This window comes from Nonomuraea cavernae, from assembly GCF_014646355.1.
GTDB lineage: Bacteria > Actinomycetota > Actinomycetes > Streptosporangiales > Streptosporangiaceae > Nonomuraea > Nonomuraea cavernae.
In genome coordinates this window covers 222,066-248,002 of the sequence record NZ_BMNH01000008.1, presented here as the reverse complement: position 1 = coordinate 248,002, position 25,937 = coordinate 222,066, and the positions used below count along the sequence as shown (strand labels likewise).

The window sequence follows — 25,937 nt, the reverse complement described above, 5'->3', positions numbered from 1 at the left end:
CCCATAATCAACATCATGGCGCACTTGGCCGCGCACGTGAATGAGCAGGGCACCTTATCCCCAGGTTTTCCACAGCTATCCACAGGCTGGCCGGGGGTTATCCACAACATTGGTCCACAACCGATATGTGCAAGTACGGGACGATAACCTGCCGCCATGTCGAACACCCATCCGCGCGGCCCCAGCGCTCTGGCGTGGACCGCCGCCGTGGGGTGGGCGGTCCTGCCGCTGTTCACGTGCGGCCTGACGACCCCGTTCACGATCGGGTTCGCCGCCTACTGGCTGCGCAGCGTGTGGCTGGTGCTCGCGACCGCGGCCTACACCGTCTGCGTGGGCTCGTTCCTCATCGCGGTGATGGCCTACCCCGAGTTCGACGACATCCCGGAGCCGATGTCCACACTGATCTCGGTGGCGCTCATGGCATGCTGGCTGGGCGGTGTCATCCATTCGGGCATCCTGGTGCCGGCCATGGCCAGGGCCCGGCACGGGCGGCCCGTCCATCCACATCCGGTTCACCATGCCGGGCCGGGATACCCACACACCGACCTGCACCAGCGCACCACTTCCCCCAGCACCCATCTGCGGCCCGGCGAGCCCGAATGGATCGGGCACTATCGCGTGCTCCGTTCGCTCGGGCGCGGCGGGCAGGGCGCCGTCTACCTCGCGATGGCCCCCAACGGGGTGCAGGTCGCGGTGAAGGTCCTGCACGACCTGGTCGACGAGACGGCCCGGATGAGGTTCGCGAGGGAGGTCGACGCCGCGCGCAGGGTGGCGACGTTTTCCACAGCCCGCCTGCTCGACGTGAGCATCACCGGCCGGCACGCGTACATCGTCAGCGAGTACGTCGACGGCCCCTCACTCGAGCAACTCGTACGCCGCCACGGTCCGCGCGACGAGGACAGCCTGACCCGGTTGGCGTTGTCCACAGCCGGGGCGCTGGCCGCCATCCACAAGGCGGGGATCGTGCACCGCGACTTCAAGCCGAGCAACGTGCTCATCGGCCACGACGGGCCGCGCGTGATCGACTTCGGCATCGCGCGGGCGCTCGACCAGGTGACGATGACGTCCGGGAAGATGGTCGGCACGCCGCCCTACATGTCGCCCGAGCAACTGACCGGGGAGCAGGTGGGGCCCGCCTCCGACGTGTTCAGCTGGGCGGTGACGATGATGTTCGCGGCGACGGGGCGGCCGCCGTTCGGCGAGGATTCGGTGCCCGCCGTGTTCAACCGTGTGTTGACCGTCCATCCGGACTTATCCCCTTTACCGCCTGGCCTTCGGGGCATCGCGGGCTCCTGTCTCCGGAAGAGTCCCCTCGACCGGCCCTCCGCCTCGGACGTGATGCTGGCCATCGTGCACTGACGATTACCGAACGCGACCGTTCGGCACATGCGAAACGATCTCGTCCAGTGCTGTCGAGTCGGCCTGCCGCCTCATGTCCCTGTCAGGTCCCCGGGCCTGGTCAGGCCAACGGGCCTCGTCAGGCCAACCGCGGGCCCCAGGCGGTGGTGCACGTGGTGGGCGCGGCGGGGGCGTCCATGGCCGAGCTGGTGGCGAAGGCGGCGCCGAAGGTCGGCGCGCACATCGGAGTGCATGTCATGGTGACTGATCTCAAGCCGCTACAGCCAGGCGACCCACGGGGGCTGGCGCTGTTCTACATCTCACTGGCAGCGGTGATCATGGGGTTCATCGGCGCGATACAGCTCAGCGTGCACGCCAAGGCCCTGAACCGGGCCGAGCTGATCGCGTTCATCGCCGCCTGCTCGATGCTGGGCGGGTTCGCGATCGCGGCGACGGTGGACTGGCTGCTCGGGGCGCTGGCTCTGCCGTTCGCGGAGTCGTGGCTGATCCTGGCGTTGACCATGTTCACCTCCGGATGGTGTTCACGATGTTCAACTCGCTCATCGGCCGGTGGGCGATCGTGCCCACGTGGGGAGTGATGGTGCTCATCGGTAACCCGTCGTCGGGTGGGGCGGTGTCGTGGCCGCTGCTGCCGTCGGCGTTCGGGGCGGTCGGGCGATGGCTTCCGCCGGGCGCTTCGGTGAACGCCCAGCACACGGCCGTGTACTTCGGGGATCACCAGCACGCGATGCCGTTCCTGGTGCTGGCCGCCTGGGCGACGATATCGTGCGGCGTCTTCTGCGCCTGGCACCGTCGACCGGGCGACGGCAGGATCTGACGAGAAGGCTCCGGACAGACCCTGACGCCAGTCCCCGGGCTTCCCTTCCAGCGGCGCCTGAAGGCCCGCGCGGCGCGAAAGGCGCTGGACCGCCGGTCAGGGGATCGCGTCTCGGCACGTCCGGGCCAGGTTGAGATACTCCTCGCGCGACACTCGGTGTACGGCCAGCCGCAGATGCTGTCGCTCAGCGAATCTCTGGGCCATGCCGGCGTCCCACGGGCCCGGAAGGTGAAGGAGCGGCTGCCCGGTCGCGCTCAGGACGAAAAGGCCCACGGCGGATGGGGCCGACACCGCCGCCGCAGGCGGGCCGGAGCCATCCCCCACGGCAGCAGGCGGGCCGGAGCCATCCCCCACGGCAGCAGGTGACAGCACAGATCCCGGCTCAGCGGAAGGTGGCGTCCCGAAATTCGGCGTGACCGGCTGAGCGGCGGTCTCCGCCGGCTTGGGTGCCGGTCGCGGGCCCGAGGCGATCGGCTGAGCGCCAGTCGAAGCCGGCGCAGGCGCCGATCCCCGATCCGACATGGCCGGCTCGGCGGCAGCCGACGCAGCTGCCCGTCCCCGGTCCGAGATAGCCGGCGGGCCGACAGCCGAAACCGACGCAGCCGCCGATCCCCGATCCGAGATAGCCGGCGGGCCGACAGCCGAAACCGACGCAGCCGCCGATCCCCGATCCGAGACGGCCGGTGGGCCGACAGCCGACCCAGATGCCGATCTCCCGTCCGAGGTGGCCGGGCGGGCGGTGCTCTCGGTCGGTGTCGGGTGTGCGGGTGGTCTGAGGGGGGTCGGGGTGTAGTGGTAGAGGAGAAGGGTGGAGGCTTCTGAGCGGCGGGGGCCGATGCGGAATTTGATGATCGCCTCCTTGCCGCGTTCGATTCGCAGCTTGCCGGACTTGACTGTCAGGTACGGCCCGCCGACCTGCGCCAACAGGGCACCGGTCCGGCTCCGCCGCCGCTGTAAGCGGGCCATGACGGGCCGTAGCACCAGGAGCGCCGGGCTGAAGGCGATCATCAGCAACCTGGCGTCCACCAGGTCGAGCACGATCCGGCCCACGAAGGAGAGGCCGCGCCAGACCATCCAGGCACCGTTCACGGCGAGGTAGGCCATCACGACCAGCCCGACGACGCCGGCGCAGATGGCCACCAGGCCGCGCCATCGGCGTCGGCTGAGGAACGACGGGCGGCGGCCGTGCAGGCGGCGCCAGCCGGGGGCACGCGCGGCGAGCAGCACCCGGGCTTTCGCTGGCGCGTCGTGGTGGACGTTCGTGAGGTGGAGGCCCGCTGCGGCGGCGAAGGCCTTCGTGGGCAGGTGGTCCCAGGGACCGGGCAGGTCGAGGAGGACGAGTCCGTCCTCGTCGAGAGCCGCCAGACCGCCGATGGTTTCGTTCGGCGTGTCGGTGTGCTCCTGAACGTAGGAGTAGCGGTGGAGCGCGGCCGGTTTCACCCGGATCGCGGTGTCCGCCGCCTCGTCCGTGGCCGTGAGTGTCTGCCCGTCCCAGAACAGTGCGGTCTTGGTCGCTCCCTCGATCGGCCGCAGCCAAGCGTTCAAGAAGATCACATCCCCGAAAAGGCCCCTTATCTCCCTATCACGGAAGGGCGGCTCAGATCACGACCTTCACCACGCCGGTGAGCGCGAGCTGGACGAGGGCCAGGGGCACCAGCACGGCCCAGGCGAGCTTCTGCAGCTGGTCTTCGCGCAGCCGCGGGAAGGTCACCCGTAGCCAGATCACCACGAAGGCCAGCAGGAACACCTTGGCCAGGGTCCACAGCCAGCCGGGCAGCAGCGGCCCGTGCCAGCCGCCGAGGAACAGCACGGTGGTCAGGAACGACAGCACGACGATGCCGACGTACTCGGAGAGCATGAACAGGGCGAACCGCATGCCGGTGTATTCGGTCATCGGGCCCATGATGATCTCGGACTCGGCGATCGGCATGTCGAACGGCGGCCGGCGCAACTCCGCCAGCCCGGCCATGAAGAACACCACCGCGCCGATCGCCTGCCAGGGCAGCCACCACCACTGCCACGCCTCGACGATGCCGGGCAGGGACAGGGTGCCCGCGGCCATCGCCACCGAGGAGGCGGCCAGCACCAGCGGCAGCTCGTACGACATCAGCTGGGCGGCCGATCGCATACCGCCGAGCAGGGAGTACTTGTTGGCCGAGGCCCACCCGGCGATGATCGAGCCGAGCACGCCGACGCCCATCACCGCGAGCACGAAGAACAGGCCGAGGTCGAGGTCGACGCCGACCAACCCGTCGTCGAGGGGGATGGCGATCATCACGACGAGGTAGGGCACCAGCGCCACCCCAGGGGCGATCATGAAGATGCGCCGGTCGGCGGCGGCCGGGATGATGTCCTCCTTCTGCGCGAACTTCACCCCGTCGGCGATCAGCTGCGCCCAGCCGTGGAACCCACCGGCGTACATCGGCCCGAGGCGCGACTGCATGTGGGCCATCGTCTTGTGCTCGACCTGGCCGATGATCAGCGGCAGCACCAGGAAGACGACGAGGATGACGGCGAAGGTGAGCAGCACCTCAAGCATCGGATGGCCCCCAGTCGAGCAGCACCTCAAGCATCGGGCGACCCCCAGGTGAGCAGCACGTCAAGCATCGGGCGGCCCCCAGTCGGCCGGGACTCCGGGCGGGAGCGTCTTGCGGCGGCTGGGCGCCCCGTGCCCCGACTCGCCCGGCTCCTTGGCGCCGGGCCACGCCTTGGCCACGCGGGCGGCGAGGATGAAGTCCTTGCGCAGCGGGTGGCCCTCGAACCCGTCGGGCAGCAGCAGCGACACCAGGTGGGGGTGGCCGTCGAAGGTCACACCGAACATCTCGTACGTCTCGCGCTCGTGCCAGTCGGCGCCCCGGAAGACGCCCACGGCGGAGGACAGGCGCGCGTCGGAGCGCGGGATCCGGGTGCGCACCAGCAGCCGCCGGCAGCCGACCGGGTCGTAGAGGTGCGCGACGACGACGAAGCCCTCGGGCGGGTCGTCGACCCCGGTCAGCCAGTCGAAGAAGGTGTAGCCGGAGTCGCGGAGCTCGGTCAGGACGCCGATCCAGTCGTCGGCCGCGACGTCGGCCGTGGTCTCGCCGTAGGACTCGGAGATCTGGGCCCGCTCGGCGAGGCTCACGCCTCCTCCCCGTGGGCGCGTGACCAGAGGTAGCGGTCTTCGAGCTTCTCGCCGGCGATCTTCTCCTGGAGCTTCATGATCCCGTAGAGCAGCGCCTCGGGTCTGGGCGGGCAGCCGGGCACGTAGACGTCGACGGGGATGATCTGGTCGACGCCGTTGGTCACGCAGTAGGAGTCCCAGTAGGGGCCGCCGGTGTTGGAGCAGGCCCCGAACGAGATCACGTACTTGGGGTCGGGCATCTGCTCGTAGAGCCGCTTGACGGCGGGGGCCATCTTGTCGGTGACCGTGCCCGAGACGATCATCAGATCGGCCTGCCGGGGCCCGTTGGCGAACGGGATCACCCCGAACCTGATGAAGTCGTGCCGGCTCGTCGAGGTCGCGATGAACTCGATGGCGCAGCAGGCCAGCCCGAAGTTGAACACCCACAGGGAGTAGCGCCGCCCCCAGTTGAGGATGAAGCGCATGGGCTTGGGCGCCAGCCGTGAGCCAGGCCCGACCGTGGGCATCGGGAGATCCGTTGCTGCCATACTGCCCATTCTTGCTCGGAATGCTGGTCAGGCAAAGGAGACCTCTCGCCGGGCCGCGCCCAGCCCACTCACAAAGGGTGCGCCGCCGAACGCGGAAACCTGGATTCAGGTCCAGCTCAGCACGCGTTTGCGCCAGGCGTAGAGGATGCCGAGCGCGATGACGCCGAGGAAGACGAACATCTCGACCAGCGTCGTCAGCCCGTACCCGGGGGCGTCGAAGACCGTGGCCCAGGGGAAGAGGAAGACCGCGTCGACGGCGAAGATCACGTAGAGGTAGGTGAAGACGTAGTAGCGGACCTGGGACTGCGCCCAGCCGTCGCCCACGGGATCGACGCCGCACTCGTAGCTGGTCAGCTTCTCGGGCGTGGGCCTGGTGGGGCGGAGCAGGCGGTTGATCAGCAGGGCTCCGGCCACGATGATCACCCCGATCGCGAACAGCGCGGCGACCAGAAGGTAGGACCCGAAATAGCCGTCCATATCAGGATCGTAACCCAGTCAAAGCCTCTGGCCTCATAACCTCAAGGAGGGGTAAAAGGGGCTTATGTGGTCATACTGTGTCACGCATGCACAAAATGCGATTCTTCGGAGGAATCGCGTTGGTGGCCGTGTCCGCGGCGGGCTGCGGGCTGGTCCCCGCCTCCCCCGAGCGGGACGTCCTCGTCCCGGCAGAGCCGACCATGATCGATTTTGTCGAGCCCGCCGAGGTCTCCGGGCTGAGCAGCAGGACGCTGGCCCCCACCGGCGACGAGCACGTGTACGTCAGCTACCCCCACCTGAAGGACACCCCCCGGCTCAACGAGGCGCTGCGTGAGGAGGCCGACCGCCTGGTGCGGGACTTCCGCGAGGACACCGGGGACGCCGGTCCGGACGCCGCGACCGGCTCCGACCGTCCCGAGCTGAACGTCGACTGGCAGCTCACCGCCGCCTCCGCCCGGATCATCGGGGTACGGCTGCGCGCCGGCCGCCACCTCGGCGACGGCTGGACCTACTCCACCAGAACCCTCTGGTACGACCGCCAGAGCCGCCGGACCATCGGCTCCCCCGGCCTGCTCTCCGGCAAGGACGCCGTCGGCACACTGACCGGGCTGGTCAAGAACGGGCTGACGGACCGGGGCGCCGACGTGAGCCTGGGCCGGCTGGCGACCGAGGACGGGGTGTTCGACTCGCTGACGTTCAACCGGTCCGGCGATCTCGTGGTGGAGTTCGACGACTGTCAGCTCGGGCCCTGCTCTCTGGGACGGCTGGCGGTGGCCGTACCCGCGAGGCAGGCCGAGCCGCTGCTGTCGGAGACGGGCCGCGCGGCGCAGGGCAGCGCGCGGGAGCGGGGGCGCCGGCCCCTGGAGGCGGCGGAGGTCGTGCCGCCATCGGGTACGAACCCGGCGCCCGTGCCCGACGCCGCCAGCTCCAAGGCGGGCACGGTGGACTGCGCGAAGGTCAAGTGCCTGGCGCTCACCTTCAGCGACGGACCGGGCCCCGGCACGGCCCGGCTGCTCGACGCGCTGCGCGAGGGGGACGCGCGGGCGACGTTCTTCGCGGTCGGCGCCAACGCCGCGGCCGAACCGGGCCTGCTGCGCCGCATCCGGGACGAGGGGCATCTGGTGGGCAACCACAGCTGGTCGCATCGGGACCTGTCGAAGCTGCCCACCAGCAAGATCGACGACTCGCTGGCGCGTACCCAGGAGACGCTGACAGCCGCCATCGGCCAGACGCCCAAGCTGGCGCGCCCGCCGTACGGGGCGGTGAGCGAGGACCTGCTGGACGCGGCGCGGAAGATGGGGCTCACGCTCGTCGGCTCCGACGTCGACCTCTCCGGCAGGGCCGGAGAGGGCTCGGAGGCGATCACCGCGCGCGCCGTCGAGAACGCGCGGAACGGCGCGATCATCCTGCTGCGTGAGACTCATCACGCGTCCGTCGAGGCGATTTCGGACATCCTCCGACAGCTCCGCGGGAAGGGTTACGTCTTCGTCACCGTTCCTGAGCTGTACGGCTTCGCGGGGATGGAGGCAGGACGGCTGTATCCGTCCGACGCGCGGAGCATGGGTAGGCAACCCTGACTCAGCCCACGGTATAGAGGGACGTATAGTTGGCGATCGTGACCCGTACCGTCCTCTTCGCCCGCCTGCACGTAGACCTGTGCAGACTCGCCGCCGGGCTGTGTCACGCCTACGGATCTCCCGCTACCCCCTGAACGCCCACCACGTTTACCCGCATTTGCGGCGAGGGAAACGTGTTGACCCTCGCGAGGATCTAGCATGGAAACTGACTACGCGCCACAGCGACCGCATCCTGGCGCGTCGAGGAGGACTGAGCTGTGACTAAGCAGGTCCAGCAACTCGACCGGGTGATCATCAGGTTCGCCGGAGACTCCGGCGACGGCATGCAACTCACCGGCGACCGCTTCACCGCTGGCACGGCCGAATTCGGCAACGACCTGTCGACGCTACCCAACTTCCCAGCCGAGATCCGCGCGCCCGCAGGCACCCTGCCAGGCGTGTCGAGTTTCCAGCTTCACTTCGCCGACCACGACATCCTCACTCCCGGCGACGCCCCCAACGTGCTCGTCGCGATGAACCCCGCCGCGCTCAAGGCCAACCTCGGTGACCTGCCGCGCGGCGCCGACATCATCGCCAACACCGACGAGTTCACCAAGCGCAACCTGCAGAAGGTCGGCTACGCCGCCAGCCCGCTCGACGACGACTCGCTGAGCGAGTGGCGCGTCCACGCGGTGCCGCTGACGTCGCTGACGGTCAGGGCCCTTGAGGGCTTCGACCTGTCCAAGAAGGACGCCGAGCGGTCCAAGAACATGTTCGCCCTCGGCCTGCTCTCCTGGCTCTACCACCGGCCGACCGAGCACACGATCTCCTTCCTTGAGCAGAAGTTCGCCAAGAAGCCCGAGATCGCCAAGGCCAACATCGCCGCCTTCCAGGCCGGCTGGAACTACGGCGAGACCACCGAGTCGTTCTCGGTGTCGTACGAGGTCAAGCCCGCCAGGCTGACCCCGGGCGTCTACCGCAACATCTCCGGCAACCAGGCGCTGGCCTACGGGCTGATCGCGGCCTCGGTGCAGTCGAAGCTGCCGTTGTTCCTCGGCTCCTACCCGATCACCCCGGCCAGCGACATCCTGCACGAGCTGTCGCGGCACAAGGAGTTCGGCATCCGCACCTTCCAGGCGGAGGACGAGATCGCGGGCGTCGGCGCGGCGCTGGGCGCGGCGTTCGGCGGGGCGCTCGGCGTCACCACGACGTCGGGTCCCGGGGTGGCGCTCAAGGCCGAGACCGTCGGCCTGGCGGTCACCACCGAGCTGCCGCTGATCGTGGTCGACGTGCAGCGGGCCGGCCCGAGCACCGGCATGCCGACCAAGACCGAGCAGACCGACCTGCTGATGGCCCTGTTCGGCCGCAACGGCGAGTCGCCCGTGCCGGTCGTGGCGCCGATGTCGCCCAGCGACTGCTTCGACGCGGCCATCGAGGCGGCCCGGATCGCCGTCAAGTACCGCACTCCGGTCATGCTGCTCTCGGACGGCTACCTGGCCAACGGTTCGGAGCCATGGCGGCTGCCCGACGTCTCCGAGCTGCCGGACATCTCGCAGGAGTTCACCACCGCCCCCAACGGCGCGGACGGCGAGTTCCTGCCGTTCAAGCGCGACCCCGACACCCTCGCCCGCCCCTGGGCGATCCCGGGCACCGCGGGTCTGGAGCACCGGATCGGCGGCATCGAGAAGGCCGACGGCACGGGCAACATCTCCTACGATCCCAACAACCACGACCTGATGGTCAGGACCCGCGCGGCCAAGATCAACGGGATCGACGTGCCCGAGCTGGACGTCGACGACCCCGACGGCGACGCCCGCGTGCTCGTCCTCGGCTGGGGGTCCACCTACGGCCCGATCGCGGCGGCCGTGCGGCGCATCAGGAAGAGCGGCGGCAAGATCGCGCAGGCGCATCTGCGCCACCTCAACCCGCTCCCCGCCAACACCGGTGACGTGCTGCGCCACTACGACAAGGTGCTGCTGCCCGAGATCAACCTCGGCCAGCTGGCGCTGCTGCTGCGGGCGCGCTACCTCGTCGACATCATCAGCTACAACCGGGTGCGCGGCCTGCCGTTCAAGGCCGAGGAGCTGGCCGGAGTGATCCAGGACGTGATCGACAGTGACTGAGCTGGTAAACGGGAAGGGCCTGACGCTCATCCCCAAGACCGACGCCAAGCAGACCCTGAAGGACTTCAAGTCCGACCAGGAGGTGCGCTGGTGCCCCGGTTGCGGCGACTACGCGATCCTGGCCGCGGTGCAGAGCTTCCTGCCCGAGCTGGGGCTGCGGCGCGAGAACATCGTGTTCGTCTCGGGCATCGGCTGCTCGTCGCGCTTCCCCTACTACCTCAACACCTACGGCTTCCACTCGATCCACGGCCGCGCGCCGGCGATCGCGACCGGGCTCGCGGCCAGCCGGCCCGACCTGTCGGTCTGGGTGATCACGGGTGACGGCGACGCGTTGTCGATCGGCGGCAACCACCTGATCCACGCGCTGCGCCGCAACGTCAACCTGAACATTCTGCTGTTCAACAACAGGATCTACGGCCTGACCAAGGGCCAGTACTCTCCCACCTCCGAGGTCGGCAAGATCACCAAGTCGACGCCGATGGGGTCGCTGGACAAGCCGTTCAACCCGATCTCGCTGGCTCTCGGCGCCGAGGCCTCGTTCGTCGCCAGGACGCTCGACTCCGACCGCAAGCACCTGCAGTCGGTGCTGCGCGAGGCGACCGCCCACCGCGGCACCTCGCTGGTGGAGATCTACCAGAACTGCAACATCTTCAACGACAACGCCTTCGAGCCGCTCAAGGACCCCGAGGTCCGCGACGAGATCACGCTGCGCCTGGAGCACGGGCAGCCGATCGCGTCCGCGACCAAGGCGGTCGTACGCGCGGCGGGCGGCGGCATCGAGGTGGTCCCGAGGGCCGAGGCCGCCGACGACCGCATCCTGGTGCACGACGCGCACCGCCCCGACCCGTCGCTGGCGTTCGCGCTGTCGCGGCTGGACGAGCCGTCCTTCGAGCACGTGCCGATCGGCATCTTCCGACAGGTCGACCGACCCGCGTACGACGTGCTGATGGCCGAGCAGCTGGACGAGGCCGTGGCCCAGAAGGGGCCAGGCGACCTCGGCGGGCTGCTCATGGGCGGCGACACCTGGCGCATCGGCTGACACACCGGTCGCGACGCGTGCCGCCGCCCTCAAGCGGCGGCACGCGGCCGAGGTCAGATGCGTGACAGCACCCGGTCGCTGACGAAGCAGAGCATGCCGAACTCCCGCGCCCGCCGCTGGGCGAAGTCGGTCAGCTCGTCGCTGTCGGCGTAGTCCAGCGCGTAGAGGTCGACGTCGAGCTCCAGCAGGCGCTCGGCCACCGACGCGTGCGCCTCCAGGACGTCGTCGGGCCAGGGCGCGTAGCTCTCGGTGTCGACCCAGCGAGCCGAGAACGACTCGAACAGGACGCCGTCCACCAGGTCGGCGAGCTTCGGCAGCAGCCCGAACCCCCGGTTGGCCAGGAGGTACGCGGGCCGGGCCTCCTCCCTGATCGCCGCGATCAGGGTGAGCAGGTGCGGCAGGTCCTCGGGGTAGGTCTGCTCCAGGTTGAGCGTGTCGAGGAACAGGCCGTCGAAGCCGGCCGCGATGGCCGACGTCGCCTGGTCCACCACGTGCGCCACCCACCGAGGGTCGTCCACGTGCACGAACGCGCCGCCCCAGTCGGGGTTGCGCTCGGGGCGGTGCCACGGCGCGGGCGGCCCGACGTCCTCCGACAGTGAGAGGTAGCCCAGCGTCTGGACTCCTCTCTCGCCCAGCAGGTCGAGCTCGTGCCTGGGGTAGAAGTCGGCCTGCAGGACGACCTTGTCGAACTGGGAGAGCCGCTCCAGCTCCCCCGCTCCGTAGTAGAACGCGATGGGCTGGGTCATGCCGTCCACGACTCCCGATACCACTCGAAGGTCCGGCGAACCCCTTCCTCCAGGGAGACGCGGGGTTCGTACCCGGTGAGCTCGCGGAGCAGGGTGAGGTCGGGGCAGCGGCGCGCGACCGAGCCCTTGGGGGCGGGCACCTCGCGGATGGCGGGGTCGGCGCCCGCGACGCGCAGGACGAGCTTGGCCAGGTCGCCGATGTTGGTCTCCTCGGAGTCGTCGCCGATGTGCACGATCCGCCCCGAGGCCGCCGGGGTGGCCATGAGCCGGACCATCGCCTCGGTGGCGTCGTCGACGTAGCAGAAGGCCCTGCTCTGCTCCGAGCCGTACAGGGTGAAGGGGTTCTCGCCGCGGGTGGCCCGCAGCGCCAGCTCGGGGATGACGTGGTCGGCGCCCATCCGTGGGCCGTAGATGTTGTGGAAGCGGCCGATGACGGCGGTGAACCCCTTGGCGCGGGCGGTGTGCAGGACCGCCGCCTCGCCGAGCAGCTTGCTGACGGCGTAGGTGAAGCGCGCGGAGCCCACGTCCTCGATCATCAGCGGCACGCTCTCCGGGGTGGGGACGGGCACCGTGCCCGCGCTGACCCCGCCCGCGTACACCTCGCTGGTGGAGGCGAAGAACAGCCGGTCGTCCGGGCCGAGCCAGTCGAGCAGGTGCATCAGCGCGAGCGTGTTGACCCGGATGACCCTGGCCGGGTCGGACTCGACGTTCCGCACGCCGACGACCGCGGCGAGCAGGTAGATCTGGTCCCAGCCCCGCTCGATGGCCGCGTAGGACGCCGGGTCGGTCAGGTCTGCCGATCTCACGTCGGCCTGCGCGGCGAGCTCGGCCAGCGCGGGGTCGCGGCGGCCGCGGGAGAAGTCGTCGACGACGGTGACCTCGTGTCCGTCGGCGAGCAGCCGGCGGGCGAGGTGCAGCCCGATGAACCCGGCCCCGCCCAGCAGGAGGACTCTCATGACGCGCGCTCCTTCGCCAGATAACCGATGCCGGCGTAGCGGACGCCGTGCCGGACCACCGCGTCCTCGTCGAGGATGCGCCACGAGTCGAAGAGCACGCGCAGGCCGCAGGAGGCGAGCCTGGCCTCGACCTCGATGCCCCGGTAGTCGGGGTGGTCATTGATGATGATCATGGCGTCGGCCGTGGCGAACGCCTTGTCCAGGCTGACGGGCTCGCCGCCGTATGCACGGATGACCTCGTCCGCGACCAGGGGATCGTGTCCCTGGACGGTCAGGCCGGCGGCGGTGAAGACCGGCATCATGTCGGCGATCGGCGTGCCGCGCATGTCGTCGGTGGCGGGCCAGCCCTTGTAGGCCCAGCCGAGCACCGACAGCCTGATGCCCTCGGTGCGGCCGAACGCCTCGCCGACCAGCTCCACGACGCGCTCGGCGACGTGCGCGGGCAGCCGCTCGTTCAGCGACCGGGCCTGACCCACCAGGTACGGCCGGTGCGTCGGGCCCGCGCTGGCCAGCATGATGTACGGGTCCTTCGACAGGCAGCCGCCGCCGACGTAGCCGGGCTTGGCCAGGTCGGGCCGGGGATAGTCGAGGTTGGTGGCCCGGATGACCTCCAGCGGGTCGAGCCCGTTCTGCTCGGCGATGAGCGCCAGCTCGTTGCCGAAGGCGTAGATCAGGTCGGTGTGGCAGTTGTTGGAGAGCTTGACCATCTCGGCCGTCTCCAGGCTGGAGACGGGCACGATCTGGTCGGCGAGCCCCTCGAACAGCTCGACGCCGGCCCGCAGGCTGTCCTCGTCGAGCCCGCCGATGACCTGGGGCAGCTCGACGAGCTCGCGGAGCGCCTGCCCCTGGATGGTCCGCTCGGGCGCCATGACCAGCCGCGCCCGGCCCCAGCGGGCGGTGAGCACGGGCAGCACGATCGCGCGGCTGGTGCCGATCGGCACCGTGCTGCGGACCACGACCAGGGTCTCCGGGCCGCACACCTCGGCCACCTGCTCGGCCGCCGCGGCGAGGTTGTCCAGCTGGGGCACGCCCGTGGACAGGTCGACGGGGGTCGAGACTGACAGGACGACCGCGTCCAGCGGCGCGGCGGGCAGCCGGTCGGAGATGTGGATCGAGGTGCCGAGGAACTCCTCGAAGGCCTCCTCCACTCCCGGCTCGAACACATGGATCCGGCCGTTGGACAGGGCCTCGACCACGCTGGGGTTGGCGTCCACACCGTGGACGGTGTAGCCGCGCCGCCCGAGGGCGGCGGCCAGCGTCAGACCCACATAACCCATGCCGACAATGCCGACTTTTTTCGGCATTTCTGGCTCCTTTCTGGCTAGTTTTACCTACAGGGCGGGCTGATGCGATCAAGGGCAACTGTGGTGACATTTCCCGCTATGCCGAGTTTTCGATAACGGGAACAGGCATTCATGACATTCGCCGCCGAACTCGCGTAGTCGGTCGCGAGCACCACTTTCCCTTGCCGGCGCAGAGCCATGGCGTTGGCGAGATTCTCGCCGCACCATTCCTCGTCGCAGGGATCGTCCGTCGCCTTGAAGAACAGCTCCTCCATGCCGATGCCGTCGATCGCCCGGGTGTATCCGGGGTGGTGCCGGAGCTCCGGGGAGTTCTGCGGGAGGACGGCGAAGCCGGGGCGGCTCCGCTTGGCGTACGCGCTGATCCGGACGATCAGGTCGACCATGTCGCGGGCCAGGCGGTCCCGGGTCCGGCCCGGCACCCGGGCCAGGTCGATCTCCTCGTAGGCCAGCGGGGTGTCGAGATAGACCCCGTCGAAGCCGGCCCGCAGCGCCTGGTCGACCCTCGGCCTGACGACCTGGTCCCACCAGCGCGGGTCCCAGTACTTCACGAAGTGCTCGTCCGGCCAGTCCTTCCAGACGTTGAGCAGCAGGTCGGCGTGCCGGTCACGCAGCGGGCGATACTCGGTCCTGAACTCCTCGATCGAGCCGATCTCGAAGTACGCGAGCACCTTCTTGCCGCTGCCCCGCAGGCGGGCGATCTCCTCGCGGGTGAAGTAGCCCTTGACCGTGCCGTCGCGGGAGAGATCGATGATGGCCAGCTGGTGCGGCGCGCGTGCCAGCTCGTCCAGCCGGCCCTTCGGGTACTTCTCCAGGACGTACGTGAACGTGGAGATCTCGCCCAGCCCCCGCGGACCGGCGGCCGGCGAGCCGGTGGCGCAGGACGCGCAGGACGCCAGCGTGGCCATCGCGACCCCCGCGTGCAGGAAGGAACGCACCCCTGCTCCCCTCACACCATCGCCTTGACCGAGTCGCCGAGCTGGAACCGGGGCTGCCAGCCCAGCACCTGCCGGGCCCGGCCGATGTCGGCCCGGCTCCAGTCGACGGCTTGGGACCGGGCCGACCCCCGCGCGCTCTCCCGCACCTCGCCCGCGAACCCCGACTCCTGGGCCAGCAGCGCCACCACGTCGCGGACCGCGACCGCGACGCCGCTGCCGACGTTGAAGACCCGTTCGGTCAGCTCGCCGGCGAAGCCCGCGCTCACCACCGCCTCGGCCACGTCACGCACGTCCACGAAGTCGCGGTAGGCGCCGAGCGGGCCCAGGTCGATGCGATCGAGCCCGTCCGTGACCGCCCGGTCGAGGAGCGTCCGGGCCCGGCCCAGCACGCTCTCGCCGCTGATGCCGGGGCCGATGGGATTGAAGATCCGCAGCGAGGCGCCGTCGAGCCTGCCCTCGGCGGCGGCCTGCTCGACCAGGAGCGTGCCGGCCAGGTGGCTGACGCCGTAGGCGCTGACCGGGCACACCGCGTCCTGCTCGCGCAGCGAGTGGTCCGGCCGCGCCGGGCCGTACTCGGCGGCGGATCCCAGGCGGACGAACCTGGCCTTCGGCGTCACCTGGGCCATCGCCTCGATGAGGAGCGCGGTGACCCCGGCGTTGCCGCGCACCAGCTCGTCGTATCCGCCCGACAGCCGGCCCACGCAGTTGAGCACCACCGAGGGCCGGGCCGCCGCCAGCAGGTCGGCCACGTCGGCCACCGACGCCGTGAGCAGGTCGAGCCGGGCCCTGCCGGGACACAGCAGCTGGGTCACCCGGGAGTCCGCCGCCAGCCGGTCCTTCACCTGGCGGCCCAGGAACCCCGTGGCGCCGAACAGCACGACGCCGGTCATCGCACCCGCTCCGGTGACGGCAGCAGCTGCGGCCGGATCTCGTCGAACCGGGCGTTGGCCTCGTCGTAGTCGTCGGGCCGCCCGATGTCGAGCCAGTAGCCGTCGAACTCGTAGATGCCCGGCGGGGTGTCCTTCGCGAGCAGGTCGAGCACCAGCTCGTCGAAGCCGAACGGCAGGCCGTCCTGGTAGTGCGCGATCGTCTCGCGCGACAGGGCGTAGACCCCCATGCTCACCAGGTAGCTGAGCAGGGGCTTCTCCTTGAAGCCGACGATCCGCCCGCCCTGCGCTTCGAGCACCCCGAAGTCGATCTTCACGACGCGCGGCGAGGTGGCGACCGTGAGCGGCATGCCCGAGCCGGTGTGCCGGGTCAGCAGCTCGGCGTAGTTGAGCGTGGTGAGGACGTCGCCGTTCATCACCAGGAAGTCGTCGGGCAGCCGGTCCCTGATCGGGAACAGCGGGCCGATGGTGGACAGTGGCTTGACCTCCTCCGTGTAGTCCACCGTCAGGCCCCAGCGGGAGCCGTCGCCGACGAACGCGCGGATGAGCGGGCTGAGATGCCCCACCGCGAGCGTCGCGTCGGTGAACCCCTGCGAGGTGAGCTGCCGCAGGATGATGTCGAGGATCGCGTACTCCTCGCCGATGGGCACCAGCGGTTTGGGCAGGGCCGACGTGTACGGACGCAGGCGAACACCCTTGCCACCGGCCAGAATGACGACGTGCATTGCGGTTCCCTTCTGCGGGGTCAGCGATACCGCTGGACGTCCCTGAGACTCCGGGCCATGAGGACGAGCAGCACCGTGAAGAAGACGAGCCCGGCCGTGAGGAAGAGCGTCACGTCGGCCAGGGCGGAGTGCGGGTCGGGCAGCAGCCAGCGGCCACCCGGATGAACGGCGAGGGCCAGGCCCTGCGCCAGGCACAGGTGCGCCACCTTCCCCTGGCTGGCCAGCAGGAAGGCGACGAAGTAGGAGCCGCCGACGGTGACGTGGGCGGCGGCCATGACCGCGGCCCCGTACGACAGCGCGTCGGTGGCGTACAGGAACGTGAGCGGCAGCAGGGCGAGCGTGGACAGCACGGACAGGCAGATCAGCAGCCCTCTGGCGAGCAGTCCACGGGTCAGCTCGGTGAACTCGGCCGGGTAGCAGACCTCGCGGATCAGGGTCCTGGCCTCGTCCTGGAAGCGGTGCGCCCGGTATTCGAGCACGCCCATGCCGAAGACCAGCCCGGCGCCGGCGATGGCGAGGTCGGTCCGGTCGAGGACGTAACGGGCCTCGGCCTGGAGCAGGAAGAGCGCGCTCAGCAGGCTGAAGACGAACGACGGGAGCAGGCCGCCGAGGTTGGCCCGGAGCAGCGTCCGCAGCCGGGGTTCGCTCGCGGGCGGGTCGGCGGCGACGCCCTCCCTCAGGGTCAGCAGGATGGCCGCCCCCACGAGGCCGGCGACGCAGACCACGCCCAGGCAGACCGCCATGAGACCGGCCGGGCCCTCGCCGACGGCGACGTAGCCGACCCCGGCGAGCACGGCGGGCAGCATCATGATGGCGAGCCACGCCTCGCGCCGGTAGAACAGCAGGATGCCGGAGGCGATCTGGAACGCCATCTGCGTCACGCAGAGGGCGACGAGCGACACCGGGCCGTCCCTGACCACCGCGATCACCGTCGCCGTGAGCACCGCCGCGCTCACGCCCAGCACCAGCCCGGCCCGCAGCATCCGCCCGGCCGAGCGCGGGAAGCCGCGGCCGATCAGCGAGTAGGCGATCTGCGCGGCGGCGCTGCCGATCACCCAGCCGATCCCCGTGGTCAGGACCAGCCCCGGCATCAGCCACTGCGGGCCCACGAGCCCCGAGGCGGCGGGCAGCAGGGCGGCGGGCAGCGCGTACAGCAGCCCGTGCGCCATCTGCGCGGCCGGACGGGCCTGCCGGAGCACCGGCGCGGCGGGCGGCCGGGGCGGCTCCATGAGCGCGACGCGCCCATAGGCCGCCTCGGCCAGCGAGAACACGTCGGGATGGCCGTACCTCTCGCGGGCGATCTTGTCGTTGAGACCTTCGGACTCCAGGATGGCGGCCATCTGCAGGGGTTCGACGGCCCTGAAGACGCGCGTGCCCAGAGGTTGGATCAGCTCGTCGAGGCGGGCCGCGCCCTCATCGGGCGCGAGGGTCGTCATCCGTGGGCCTCCGGGCCGCCGCCGACCGGGATGAGCTCCTCGTAGACGCCGCGGTAGTCGTCCAGCGACTGCCGCAACGTGAAGCGGTCGAGCACCCGGCCCCGGGCGATCGCCCCCAGCCTGCGGCGCAGGGCGGCGTCCTTCAGCAGGCGGACCGCGGCGTCGGCGACGGCCACGTGGTCACGGGGCGGCACCACGAAACCGGCGTCGGCCACCGCCTCGGCGACCCCGCCGACGTTGGTGCACACCACCGGCCGGCCGCAGGCCATGGCCTCGACCACGGTGTAGGGGAAGCCCTCGGAGATGCTGGTGAGCATCACCACGTGGCCCGCGTGGTAGGCGTCGACCGGGCTGGACACCCGGCCCTCGAAGATGGCGGAGTCCTGCAGCCCCAGCTCGGCGACGAGCGCGGCGCAGCTCTCCTTGTAGGACTCGTTGCCGAAGGGCACGCCGCCGAAGATGCTCAGCCGGGCGTCCGGGATCTTGTCCCGGACGATGGCGAACGCCCGGATCAGCGTGTGCAGGTCCTTCAGCGGGTCCACCCGGCCCATGAAGACCAGGGTCGGCGTCTCGGGCTCCGTCTCGGCCAGCGGGAAGTCGTAGGGGTCGACGCCGTTGTACATGATGCGGATCCGGTCGGGATCGGCGCCGTTGTGGATCTGCCAGCGTTTGTTGTACGAGGAGTGGGGCGCGATGCGGTCGGCCGCGACGTACGAGGCTCCCGCCAGCCTCCGGAAGAAGCTGAGCAGGAGCACCCGGACCGCGTGCGAGACCGGCTCGTTGACGTACTGCAGGTATCTCTCCCTCAGGTAGACGCCGTGCTCGGACAGCACGATGGGGGTCCCGTACTGCCATTTGGCGACCATCGCGACGAGCATGCTCAGGCCGTTCATCGCCACATGGGTCAGGTCGGTGCGCAGCGGCGGCTCGGCCAGCGGACGCAGCATGTGACCCATGAGATGGCCGGCGGTGATCGCGTCGGCCAGGTTGATCCCGTCTGTCCTGTTCCAGTACCACGAGTCCATGAGCTGGGTCAGCGACTCGTTGGTGGTGAGCGCGCCGGCCAGGTCACCGCCCGCGTGGGCGTACCTGAAGAGCGCCTCCAGCACCTCCAGGAACTCCGCGCTGCCCGCGCCCATGACGGCCGGGGTCAGCACCATGTGGAGGAAACGTTCGTACGCCTGCTCGAAGGCCGGGCCCGGCGCCCGCGGGGAGCGCCGGTAGTCGGTCTTCCACAACGGCATGGAGATGACCTGGTCGAGATTGTCCGGCAGGTCCCAGACGGGCCGTTCGGCGCCGTCCACGGTCATCGTGACCACGTCCCACCGGTAGGCGGGCATACCCCGGATGAGCTGGTCCATCCAGACGCTCACCCCGCCCATCGCGAAAGGGTAGGTGCCCTCCGAGACGAACGTCACCTTCACGGGCGAACGCTCGCGGCGACGGTGACAGGGGTGCCCGCGGCCAGCGTGACCTGGCCGACGGTGTCGGTGCCGTACGCCGTCGCGCCGGCGACCGCGGCGTTGGTGGCGAAGACGGTGGTGGCGGCGGTGGAGGTGAAGGTGACCGTGTCGGCCACGCGGTCGTAGACGGCGTTCACGTTGCCGAGGCCGGCGAAGTGCTTGGTGCGGTTCTCGGTGTATTCGGCCAGGGTGCCCCAGTTTGGGGTGAGCAGCGGCACCTTGTAGTAGGAGTTGTACTTGGCCGCCACGGCCTCCAGCCAGTCGAAGACGAGGCTCTTGCCCGAGCCGTAGTCGCGCGCGTTGCCCTGGTGGAAGGTGTGCGTGTAGACCGAGCCGGACATGACGTGCTGCATCGCCACGTCACTCTCGTGCCCGATGATCTGCGCGTAGGTCTGGTTGGCCGGCCAGTAGGGGAACTTGCCCGACGGCCCGTAGTAGGAGTTGTAGAAGAGCGTCTCCTCGTCCGGCGTCGTCGTGTGGTAGGCGATGTTGGTGGGCCAGTCGGGCACCACCATGACGGCGGGCTCCAGCGGGTGGTAGATGCCGCAGTTGAAGCACGACGGCTTGTGGCTGTTGAAGGACATGTTGCCGTGCAGGTACTTCACGCCGAGGTCCTTGGCCGCGCGCAGCAGCTCGGGGTTGGAGGCGGCCAGCCCGTGGTCGGTGGGCGGGTCGATGTCGTTGTCAGGGTCGGGGTGGTAGACGCCGAGGCCGGAGTATTCGCCGGTCTTGAGGACCTTCGGGTCCACACTCAGCCCGAGGAGCCCGGCCCTGGTGCGGTTGGCCAGGATCTCGGAGTAGTTGGTCCCGTAGTCCGTCGAGTTCATCTTCGGGTGCGAGAACGTGTGGTTGATCCAGGTGAAGGACGAGGCGCGGCAGCGCGAGTAGGAGGTCAGCCCGTCGAGGACGGGCAGGTTGAGCAGGCACGTCGGCAGGGAGAGCAGCTCGGCGCCCTCGCCGTTGTAGGCGATGTTCAGCTTGAAGGCGGAGGCCAGCGAGTTGGCCGAGCGGAAGCTGTTCTGCCGGTTGTAGAAAGCGACCGCGTCCGACCTGGTCAGCCGGAAGCCCGGGTCGGTGTCGAGGGTGCCGTCGGCCTTCAGGTGGTCGGTGTAGCTGAACCAGTCGTCCACGTCGGCGTTGAGGTAGTGGCGCTGCTCGCCCAAGAAGAGACCCCGGGTGGCCCAGCGGAACAGGCCGTAGGTGAGCAGGTCGGCCTGCGGCAGGTACTGGTTGGAGGTGAAGGTGAGGGCCATCCGCTCGCGGCCGTCGGTCGAGGTGCTGCGCACGCCCAGCACGTCGCCGCCCGCGGTGATGACGGGGTCGGCCGAGCAGCCCGCGGCGATGGTGCCGCGGTAGACGTAGGACAGCGAGATCGGCACGTTGACGCCCGACTTGAGGTAGTCGAAGACGCCCGCGCCGGCCGTGGTCAGCTGGGTGCTGATCGGGGTGTCACCGACGCCCCCTTCGCTGCCCGCGCGCAGGCAGTAGTCCTCGGGGAAGGTCCCGTACGCGGTGTAGAGGGAGGCCTGGCGCACCCCGAAGTCACGCTCGTAGGCCCATAGAACGTTCCATTCTGCGGTGTCGAGCCCGCTGACGAAACCGCCGTCGCCGTCGGGGTGCAGCAGCGAGTTGTTGGTCAGCAGGATCGCGTTGTAGCGGCCGGTGCCGTCGCCCTGGAGCAGGCTCTGCGCGGTGAGCGGTTGGGTGCGGGTGTAGAGCACGTCGTACGCCGCGCCCACGCGGTCGAGCACGGACTTCCAGGTCGCGACGCCCCAGTCGTCCTCGTCCACGGCGACGACCAGGGCGCGCAGCCCCACCCGGTCGTTGGCGGCGGCGGTGAGCGCGGCGCTGGTGCGGGCGACCGTCGTGGACCGCTGCACGGGCACGGTGCCCGTCATCGTGGGGAGCGGGCCGAGCTTGTCCACCTTCGGACGCGCCACCGGCGCCTTGATCGGGAAGGCGTGCGCCTTGCCGGGCTCGTCCGCGGCCGTGGTCACGGCCGCCTGGGAATTGGCCGTGAAAAGGCCGCACATCGCCAGTGCCGACCCGGCCACGACCGCCCAGTTGCGGGGTCGCGCGAATCCGATTCGCTGAATGTTACTCATTTTCATCCCACCTGACTTCCCGGCCGCGAAAGCGGAATACAGCCAGCGGATATGTCACCGGCCAAGCCTCGATTCTGATTACCGACAGTTTCTCGACGGTTTCATCGCGATTTCCCGGTCAACGTTTCACAAGACGATCGGACCCAATATCCTTCCTTGGGTCGTAATAAGCTGACACGCACGGGGGGAGACCCATGCAATTCGGCATTCTGGGTGCGCTGGAAGTGCGGGATGGGAACGATCAATTACCCCTTCGATCGATCAAACAGCGCAGCCTGCTCGCCATGCTGCTCTGCCACCGGGGCACGGTGGCGGGCAGTGACGCCCTCGTCGACGCCCTCTGGGGGACCGACGCGGGTGAGGCGGGCGCCGGACGCCTCCGGCTCCAGATCCACCGCCTCAGGCAGACCCTCGGAGCGGGAGTGCCGATCACGCACGAGTCGACGGGCTACCTCATGCGCCTGCCCGGCGACGCCGTCGACGCCTGGAGGTTCGAGGCGCTCGTCCGCCGGGGACGCCGAGCCCTCGGCGCGAAGGACCTCGCCAAGGGCAGCGACCTGCTCCGGGCCGGTCTCGACAACTGGCGCGGGCCGGCCCTGTCCGGCCTGCACGACATCCCGCTGCTGCGGCTGCACGCCACCCGGCTGGAAGAGGAGCGCCTCGCCGCGCTGGCCGACCGCGTCGACGCCGACCTCCGGCTGCGCCGGCACGCGGGTCTCATCGGCGAGCTGACGGTCCTGGTCAGGGAGTATCCGCTCCAGGAGCGGTTCCGCGGCCAGCTCATGATCGCCCTGTACGCGACCGGCCGCCAGGCGGAGGCCCTGGAGGTCTATCAGGACGGCCGGCGGATCCTCAGTAGCGAGCTGGGCCTGGAGCCCTCACCGGAGCTGCGCCGGTTGCAGCTGGCGATCCTGAGCAGCGACCCCGCGCTGGTCGTGGCGCCGGCCTCGGGCCACGGCCACGCGCGACGCGGCCGCTGCCACCATCGGCGCGACCGGCGGACCAACTGCCCGGTCTGCGCCAGGCGGTCCGGCACGGACGGCCACGGCCTCGCCGGCTGACACGATCCGGCGAACGCGACCCGGGAACGAGACCCGGGGAAAGCGCCCCAAGGGAAAGCGACCCGGAACGCGACCCGGGAACGCGGAACGGGCCGCCGGAGAGGCGGCCCGTTCGTGTTCGATCAGCCGGTCACATCGGCCGGTTCACGGTCGGCCGGTTCACGGGGTGGGCTCCAGGACCAGGCTCCACATGGTGGCGCGCAGGCTCGCGGAGTCGGCCGTGGCGGTGAGACCGGCGTGGGCGCCCGAGGCGGCCGGCGCGTTGCCGTCGGTCACCAGGCTGGCCACCCGCCCCGATCCGGTGCCGACCAGGGTGGAGCGCACGGTCTCCCCCGCCGGCGCGGTCCAGGCCGTGGTGGCCGAGGACTTCTCGCCCCAGTAGGACACGACCCAGCTCGCCGAGCCGGGCACCCCGATGGACGGAGTGGTGTGGGCGGCCTGGGTGACCGTCTCGATGACGCCCGCGTGCCCCTGCAGGACGTTCGCCGACACGCCGCGGTAGGCGACGAGGGTCAGATCCGCCTTGGACTGCGCCGACAGCGTGACCGACAGTGGATCGCCGCCGTCCTCGGGTGAGGCCACCTTCTTCCACACCTTGGTGACGACTCCCCCGTTGTCCTTGGTGTCGACGAGGGTCCACCCCGTCACGCCGGTCGGGTCGGGGATCGTCACGCCGGAGCTGTTGACGGTCATGAACAGCAGCATCCCGTCGCCGCCCGCGACGCCGGCCGGCACCGTGACGGTGTGGGTCACCTGGTTGCCGTTGACCGCCGCCTGGCCGACGTACTGGATGTTCGCCGAGGCCGGGGCCACGGTGAAGGTCTTCGTCACCGCGTGCGTGCCGCCCCTGTCGTCGGTCACGGTCAGCTTCACGTCGTACGAGCCGGCCGCGGCGTAGGTGTGCGAGGCCGACTGGCCAGTCCCGGTGGCGGAGTCTCCGTACTCCCAGGCGTAGGAGACGATGGAACCGTCCGGGTCGGAGGCGAGGCTGGCGTCGAAGTCGCAGGCCAGGGCGGTGCAGGTGGCCGCGAAGTCGGCCGTCGGCGGCTGGTTCGCGCCGAGGACGGTGACGTTCTGCGTGGCGGTGGCCGTGGCTCCCTGCTCGTCGGTCACGGTCACGGTGACCGGGTAGGTGCCGGGTGCGGCGTAGGTGTGCGGGGCGACCGCGCCGGTGCCGGTGTTGCCGTCACCGAAGTCCCACGCCGTGGCCACCAGGGTGCCGTCGGGGTCCAGCGATCCGGTGTTGCGGGCGGTGCAGGCGAGGTCGGTGCACGACACCTGGAGCGCCGCCGTGGGGGTGGCGTTGGGCGCCGTCGCCCCCGTGGGCGAGTACAGGAACAGGCCGCGCTGACGCCATTCGCCGGAGCTGCTGAGCGTCACCGCGGTGCCCGCCACCGGCGCGCCGTTGGCGAAGTCGATCCGGCGGAAGTTGTTGGACAGGCGGTCGGTGAAGTACAGCTTGCCGCCCGACAGGAACATCCCGCCGACCCGGCTGAAGTCGATGCCGGAGACGTTCGAGCTGGCGGTGAAGCGCTGGGCTCCGACGATCTCGCTCTCGGTGTTGAACCAGCGGTAGTAGAGCGAGGACTGGCCGCTGCGGGTGAAGTAGATCCGCCCGCCCGCGTAGAACATCGCGGTGGCGTTCTGCAGGTCCGACCCGAAATCGGTCAGGCCGTTGAGGTTGACCTCGGCCGCGGTGCCGAAGGTGGTCCCGTCGAACGTCCGCTTGTAGAGCTTGCCGTCGGACCAGCCGGTGTAGAGCTGCCCGCTGAGCATGAAGGCGCCGCGGGAGCTGGACCAGTCGAGGCCGCCGTTGGGCACGGACGTCACCGCGCCCAGCGTGGTGCCGTCGTAGCTCCGCTGCTGGACGTTGTCGTTGACGACGATGGAGCCGAGGCCCGCCTGGTACAGGGTGCCGGGCAGCTCGCCCTGGAACGGCCGGGTCACCGTGGCCCCGCCGGTGTGCGGGAAGAGGGCCAGGCGGCCGTGATACTCCCAGTTGCCGATGCGGTCGGTGTCGCTGCCGACCCAGAGCCCCTGCGGGGTGGCGGTCAGGTCGAACACGCCGACTCCCAGGGTCCGGCCCGGGTTCCAGGTGAACGGCAGGCCGGTGCGCGGGTCGAGCGCGGCGATGCCCTCCCGGCTGACGGATCCGGGGCCGGCGTTGTCAGCGGCGAAGGGGTTGTTCAGCCAGCGGAAGTGGCCGCCGATGTAGACCGCCTTGGAGGTGACGCCGACCGCGTACGTGGTGTCGCCGCCGGTGTAGTTGGCCCAGGTCGGGTTCTGGCCGGTGCCCGTGGCGTACGTCTCCCATCGGGTCTGGGTGTCGCACAGCCTCGGCGGGCCGCCCGAGTACGCCCCCGTGGTGGTGACCACGAAGAAGCGGCCGTCCGGCGAGTAGTCGACGTCGCGCATGTAGCTGTCGAAGGCGCTGGAGCAGGCGTCGGCGAAGCGGGTGGTCTGCCAGTTGGCCAGGGCCGCCGCCGGGCCGGTGAGGTCGACCTGGACGATCTGGCGCCGCGCCTGACCGCCGACCGTGGTGAAGTTGCCGACGGCGACCAGGCGGGTCTCGTCGGGGGTGACGTCCATCTTCAGCACGGCGGTGGTGCCGCCGTCGTGGGTGCCGGAGACGGCGAGGTCGTAGTAGGCGTCGCGGGCCCCGGTGGCCGGGTTCAGCGTGGCGAGCGCCGCCTGGGGCTGGCCGTCCACGGTGGTGAACGCGCCCGCGACGTAGAGCCGGCCGTTCGCCAGGCGCAGGTCGTTGACGCGGGCGTCGACCGACGGCGTGAAGCCCGGCAGCGCGGTGCCGTCGGTGGTGCTGAGCCGGGTGAGGCGGCGGTTGGTGATGCCGTTCACCTGCCCGAACGCGCCTCCCACGTAGACGGACGCGCCGTCCGGAGCGGGCAGGAGGGCTCTGACCTCGCCGTCCACGCTCGGCGTGAACGTGGTGTCGATCGCTCCGGTGACCGGATCGAACGCGAAGAGGCTGTTGCGGGTCAGGACGGTGGGGCTGTCGTCCTCCTGGACCTGGGTGAACTCACCGCCGACATAGACCTTGTTCCCGATCTGGACGACGGCGTTGACGAACCCGTCGAGCACGTGCGGGGTGTAGTTGACCGGGTTGTCTGACACGATCTTGTCATGTGGTGCCTGCACCGCGTTGACTGGACCGCTCCACACCATGACGAGCGCGCACAAGAACGCGCCGCCCACGGCGAGGCCGCGTTTGCGTCCCCCCATCGGGACCCTCCTTGGAGCTGAATTGAACGTGATCCCCCGTGCTTGCGGCATCGGATGCCC

The 25,937-nt window shown here is 70.1% G+C and carries 23 protein-coding genes; 8 read left to right on the top strand and 15 right to left on the bottom strand.

Annotation, left to right across the window (positions count from 1 at the left end; all coding sequences use genetic code 11):
- Window positions 1-156 precede the first annotated feature (156 nt).
- The 3 genes from IEY82_RS16640 (at window position 157) to IEY82_RS39140 (ending at window position 2,176) form a co-directional block, all read left to right on the top strand.
- Window positions 157-1,359 (top strand): serine/threonine-protein kinase, encoded by a 1,203-nt coding sequence (locus tag IEY82_RS16640; protein ID WP_189125022.1) that lies wholly within the window; start codon window positions 157-159, stop codon window positions 1,357-1,359.
- 152 nt (window positions 1,360-1,511) lie between these two features.
- Window positions 1,512-1,937 (top strand): hypothetical protein, encoded by a 426-nt coding sequence (locus tag IEY82_RS39145; RefSeq protein WP_229697600.1) that lies wholly within the window; start codon window positions 1,512-1,514, stop codon window positions 1,935-1,937.
- A complete protein-coding gene (locus tag IEY82_RS39140; protein ID WP_229697599.1) occupies window positions 1,886-2,176 on the top strand; it encodes a hypothetical protein in 291 nt (96 codons plus the stop codon). Before IEY82_RS39145 ends, IEY82_RS39140 begins: the two co-directional genes overlap by 52 nt.
- Window positions 2,177-2,272: 96 nt before the next feature.
- Here IEY82_RS39140 and IEY82_RS16630 read toward each other — a convergent pair whose 3' ends face one another.
- The 5 genes from IEY82_RS16630 to IEY82_RS16610 form a co-directional block, all read right to left on the bottom strand.
- Window positions 2,273-3,721 carry a hypothetical protein gene (locus IEY82_RS16630; protein ID WP_189125021.1) on the bottom strand — a complete coding sequence of 483 codons (1,449 nt, stop codon included), beginning with the start codon at window positions 3,719-3,721 and terminating at the stop codon, window positions 2,273-2,275.
- A 52-nt stretch (window positions 3,722-3,773) separates the two neighbouring features.
- On the bottom strand, window positions 3,774-4,715 hold the full coding sequence (nuoH, locus tag IEY82_RS16625; protein WP_189125020.1) for an NADH-quinone oxidoreductase subunit NuoH: 942 nt from the start codon (window positions 4,713-4,715) through the stop codon (window positions 3,774-3,776).
- 60 nt (window positions 4,716-4,775) lie between these two features.
- Window positions 4,776-5,297: an NADH-quinone oxidoreductase subunit C gene (locus IEY82_RS16620; protein ID WP_225262804.1), complete on the bottom strand. Its 522-nt coding sequence runs from the start codon at window positions 5,295-5,297 to the stop codon at window positions 4,776-4,778.
- A complete protein-coding gene (locus tag IEY82_RS16615) occupies window positions 5,294-5,824 on the bottom strand; it encodes an NADH-quinone oxidoreductase subunit B (protein ID WP_189125019.1) in 531 nt (176 codons plus the stop codon). Before IEY82_RS16615 ends, IEY82_RS16620 begins: the two co-directional genes overlap by 4 nt.
- A 105-nt stretch (window positions 5,825-5,929) precedes the next feature.
- Entirely contained in the window at window positions 5,930-6,301 is a 372-nt protein-coding gene (locus IEY82_RS16610; protein WP_189125018.1) for an NADH-quinone oxidoreductase subunit A, read from the bottom strand.
- Between the two features lie 86 nt (window positions 6,302-6,387).
- Here IEY82_RS16610 and IEY82_RS16605 point away from each other — a divergent pair, with 86 nt between their 5' ends.
- The 4 genes from IEY82_RS16605 (at window position 6,388) to IEY82_RS16595 (ending at window position 11,019) form a co-directional block, all read left to right on the top strand.
- Window positions 6,388-7,878 carry a polysaccharide deacetylase family protein gene (locus IEY82_RS16605; protein ID WP_189125017.1) on the top strand — a complete coding sequence of 497 codons (1,491 nt, stop codon included), beginning with the start codon at window positions 6,388-6,390 and terminating at the stop codon, window positions 7,876-7,878.
- A 38-nt stretch (window positions 7,879-7,916) separates the two neighbouring features.
- A complete protein-coding gene (locus IEY82_RS40345) occupies window positions 7,917-8,012 on the top strand; it encodes a putative leader peptide (RefSeq protein WP_358489990.1) in 96 nt (31 codons plus the stop codon).
- Between the two features lie 123 nt (window positions 8,013-8,135).
- Window positions 8,136-9,980, top strand: coding sequence for a 2-oxoacid:acceptor oxidoreductase subunit alpha (locus tag IEY82_RS16600; protein WP_189125016.1), 1,845 nt, complete (start codon window positions 8,136-8,138; stop codon window positions 9,978-9,980).
- Complete coding sequence (locus IEY82_RS16595) at window positions 9,973-11,019, top strand: 2-oxoacid:ferredoxin oxidoreductase subunit beta (protein ID WP_189125015.1); 1,047 nt, start codon at window positions 9,973-9,975, stop codon at window positions 11,017-11,019. Before IEY82_RS16600 ends, IEY82_RS16595 begins: the two co-directional genes overlap by 8 nt.
- Window positions 11,020-11,072: 53 nt before the next feature.
- Here the strand turns inward: IEY82_RS16595 and IEY82_RS16590 are convergent, their stop codons facing one another.
- Genes IEY82_RS16590 through IEY82_RS16550 form a run of 9 tightly spaced genes read right to left on the bottom strand, consistent with a single transcriptional unit; the run spans window position 11,073 to window position 21,576 of the window.
- Window positions 11,073-11,765, bottom strand: a complete 693-nt coding sequence (locus IEY82_RS16590) for a putative glycoside hydrolase (RefSeq protein WP_189125014.1) — start codon at window positions 11,763-11,765, stop codon at window positions 11,073-11,075.
- Window positions 11,762-12,721 carry an NAD-dependent epimerase/dehydratase family protein gene (locus tag IEY82_RS16585; RefSeq protein WP_189125013.1) on the bottom strand — a complete coding sequence of 320 codons (960 nt, stop codon included), beginning with the start codon at window positions 12,719-12,721 and terminating at the stop codon, window positions 11,762-11,764. The genes IEY82_RS16590 and IEY82_RS16585 overlap by 4 nt, the downstream gene beginning before the upstream one ends.
- Window positions 12,718-14,025, bottom strand: a complete 1,308-nt coding sequence (locus tag IEY82_RS16580) for a nucleotide sugar dehydrogenase (protein ID WP_189125012.1) — start codon at window positions 14,023-14,025, stop codon at window positions 12,718-12,720. The genes IEY82_RS16585 and IEY82_RS16580 overlap by 4 nt, the downstream gene beginning before the upstream one ends.
- A 23-nt stretch (window positions 14,026-14,048) precedes the next feature.
- The gene (locus IEY82_RS16575) at window positions 14,049-14,960 is read right to left on the bottom strand and encodes a glycoside hydrolase family 191 protein (RefSeq protein WP_225262806.1); all 912 of its coding nucleotides are present in this window, start codon (window positions 14,958-14,960) and stop codon (window positions 14,049-14,051) included.
- 11 nt (window positions 14,961-14,971) lie between these two features.
- A complete protein-coding gene (locus IEY82_RS16570) occupies window positions 14,972-15,850 on the bottom strand; it encodes an NAD-dependent epimerase/dehydratase family protein (RefSeq protein WP_225262808.1) in 879 nt (292 codons plus the stop codon).
- Complete coding sequence (locus tag IEY82_RS16565) at window positions 15,847-16,572, bottom strand: sugar phosphate nucleotidyltransferase (protein ID WP_189125011.1); 726 nt, start codon at window positions 16,570-16,572, stop codon at window positions 15,847-15,849. Before IEY82_RS16565 ends, IEY82_RS16570 begins: the two co-directional genes overlap by 4 nt.
- A 20-nt stretch (window positions 16,573-16,592) precedes the next feature.
- On the bottom strand, window positions 16,593-18,008 hold the full coding sequence (locus IEY82_RS16560) for a hypothetical protein (protein WP_189125010.1): 1,416 nt from the start codon (window positions 18,006-18,008) through the stop codon (window positions 16,593-16,595).
- Window positions 18,005-19,432: a GT4 family glycosyltransferase PelF gene (gene pelF / locus IEY82_RS16555; protein ID WP_189125009.1), complete on the bottom strand. Its 1,428-nt coding sequence runs from the start codon at window positions 19,430-19,432 to the stop codon at window positions 18,005-18,007. Before pelF ends, IEY82_RS16560 begins: the two co-directional genes overlap by 4 nt.
- A complete protein-coding gene (locus tag IEY82_RS16550) occupies window positions 19,429-21,576 on the bottom strand; it encodes an Agd3-related carbohydrate deacetylase (protein ID WP_189125008.1) in 2,148 nt (715 codons plus the stop codon). Before IEY82_RS16550 ends, pelF begins: the two co-directional genes overlap by 4 nt.
- 194 nt (window positions 21,577-21,770) lie before the next feature.
- On the opposite strand from IEY82_RS16550, the gene IEY82_RS16545 reads away from it, so the two are divergent.
- A complete protein-coding gene (locus IEY82_RS16545) occupies window positions 21,771-22,637 on the top strand; it encodes an AfsR/SARP family transcriptional regulator (protein WP_189125007.1) in 867 nt (288 codons plus the stop codon).
- 159 nt (window positions 22,638-22,796) lie between these two features.
- Here the strand turns inward: IEY82_RS16545 and IEY82_RS16540 are convergent, their stop codons facing one another.
- Window positions 22,797-25,877: a PKD domain-containing protein gene (locus tag IEY82_RS16540; RefSeq protein ID WP_225262810.1), complete on the bottom strand. Its 3,081-nt coding sequence runs from the start codon at window positions 25,875-25,877 to the stop codon at window positions 22,797-22,799.
- Window positions 25,878-25,937: the final 60 nt, after the last annotated feature.

Coding starts and splice junctions, on each gene's coding strand:
- IEY82_RS16640 (WP_189125022.1), top strand. CDS start 157: ATGTCGAACACCCATCCGCGCGGCCCCAGCGCTCTGGCGTGGACCGCC.
- IEY82_RS39140 (WP_229697599.1), top strand. CDS start 1,886: ATGTTCAACTCGCTCATCGGCCGGTGGGCGATCGTGCCCACGTGGGGA.
- nuoH (WP_189125020.1), bottom strand. CDS start 4,715: ATGCTTGAGGTGCTGCTCACCTTCGCCGTCATCCTCGTCGTCTTCCTG.
- IEY82_RS16615 (WP_189125019.1), bottom strand. CDS start 5,824: ATGGCAGCAACGGATCTCCCGATGCCCACGGTCGGGCCTGGCTCACGG.
- IEY82_RS16610 (WP_189125018.1), bottom strand. CDS start 6,301: ATGGACGGCTATTTCGGGTCCTACCTTCTGGTCGCCGCGCTGTTCGCG.
- IEY82_RS16605 (WP_189125017.1), top strand. CDS start 6,388: ATGCACAAAATGCGATTCTTCGGAGGAATCGCGTTGGTGGCCGTGTCC.
- IEY82_RS16590 (WP_189125014.1), bottom strand. CDS start 11,765: ATGACCCAGCCCATCGCGTTCTACTACGGAGCGGGGGAGCTGGAGCGG.
- IEY82_RS16585 (WP_189125013.1), bottom strand. CDS start 12,721: ATGAGAGTCCTCCTGCTGGGCGGGGCCGGGTTCATCGGGCTGCACCTC.
- IEY82_RS16580 (WP_189125012.1), bottom strand. CDS start 14,025: ATGCCGAAAAAAGTCGGCATTGTCGGCATGGGTTATGTGGGTCTGACG.
- IEY82_RS16570 (WP_225262808.1), bottom strand. CDS start 15,850: ATGACCGGCGTCGTGCTGTTCGGCGCCACGGGGTTCCTGGGCCGCCAG.
- IEY82_RS16565 (WP_189125011.1), bottom strand. CDS start 16,572: ATGCACGTCGTCATTCTGGCCGGTGGCAAGGGTGTTCGCCTGCGTCCG.
- IEY82_RS16560 (WP_189125010.1), bottom strand. CDS start 18,008: ATGACGACCCTCGCGCCCGATGAGGGCGCGGCCCGCCTCGACGAGCTG.
- IEY82_RS16550 (WP_189125008.1), bottom strand. CDS start 21,576: ATGAGTAACATTCAGCGAATCGGATTCGCGCGACCCCGCAACTGGGCG.
- IEY82_RS16545 (WP_189125007.1), top strand. CDS start 21,771: ATGCAATTCGGCATTCTGGGTGCGCTGGAAGTGCGGGATGGGAACGAT.
- IEY82_RS16540 (WP_225262810.1), bottom strand. CDS start 25,877: ATGGGGGGACGCAAACGCGGCCTCGCCGTGGGCGGCGCGTTCTTGTGC.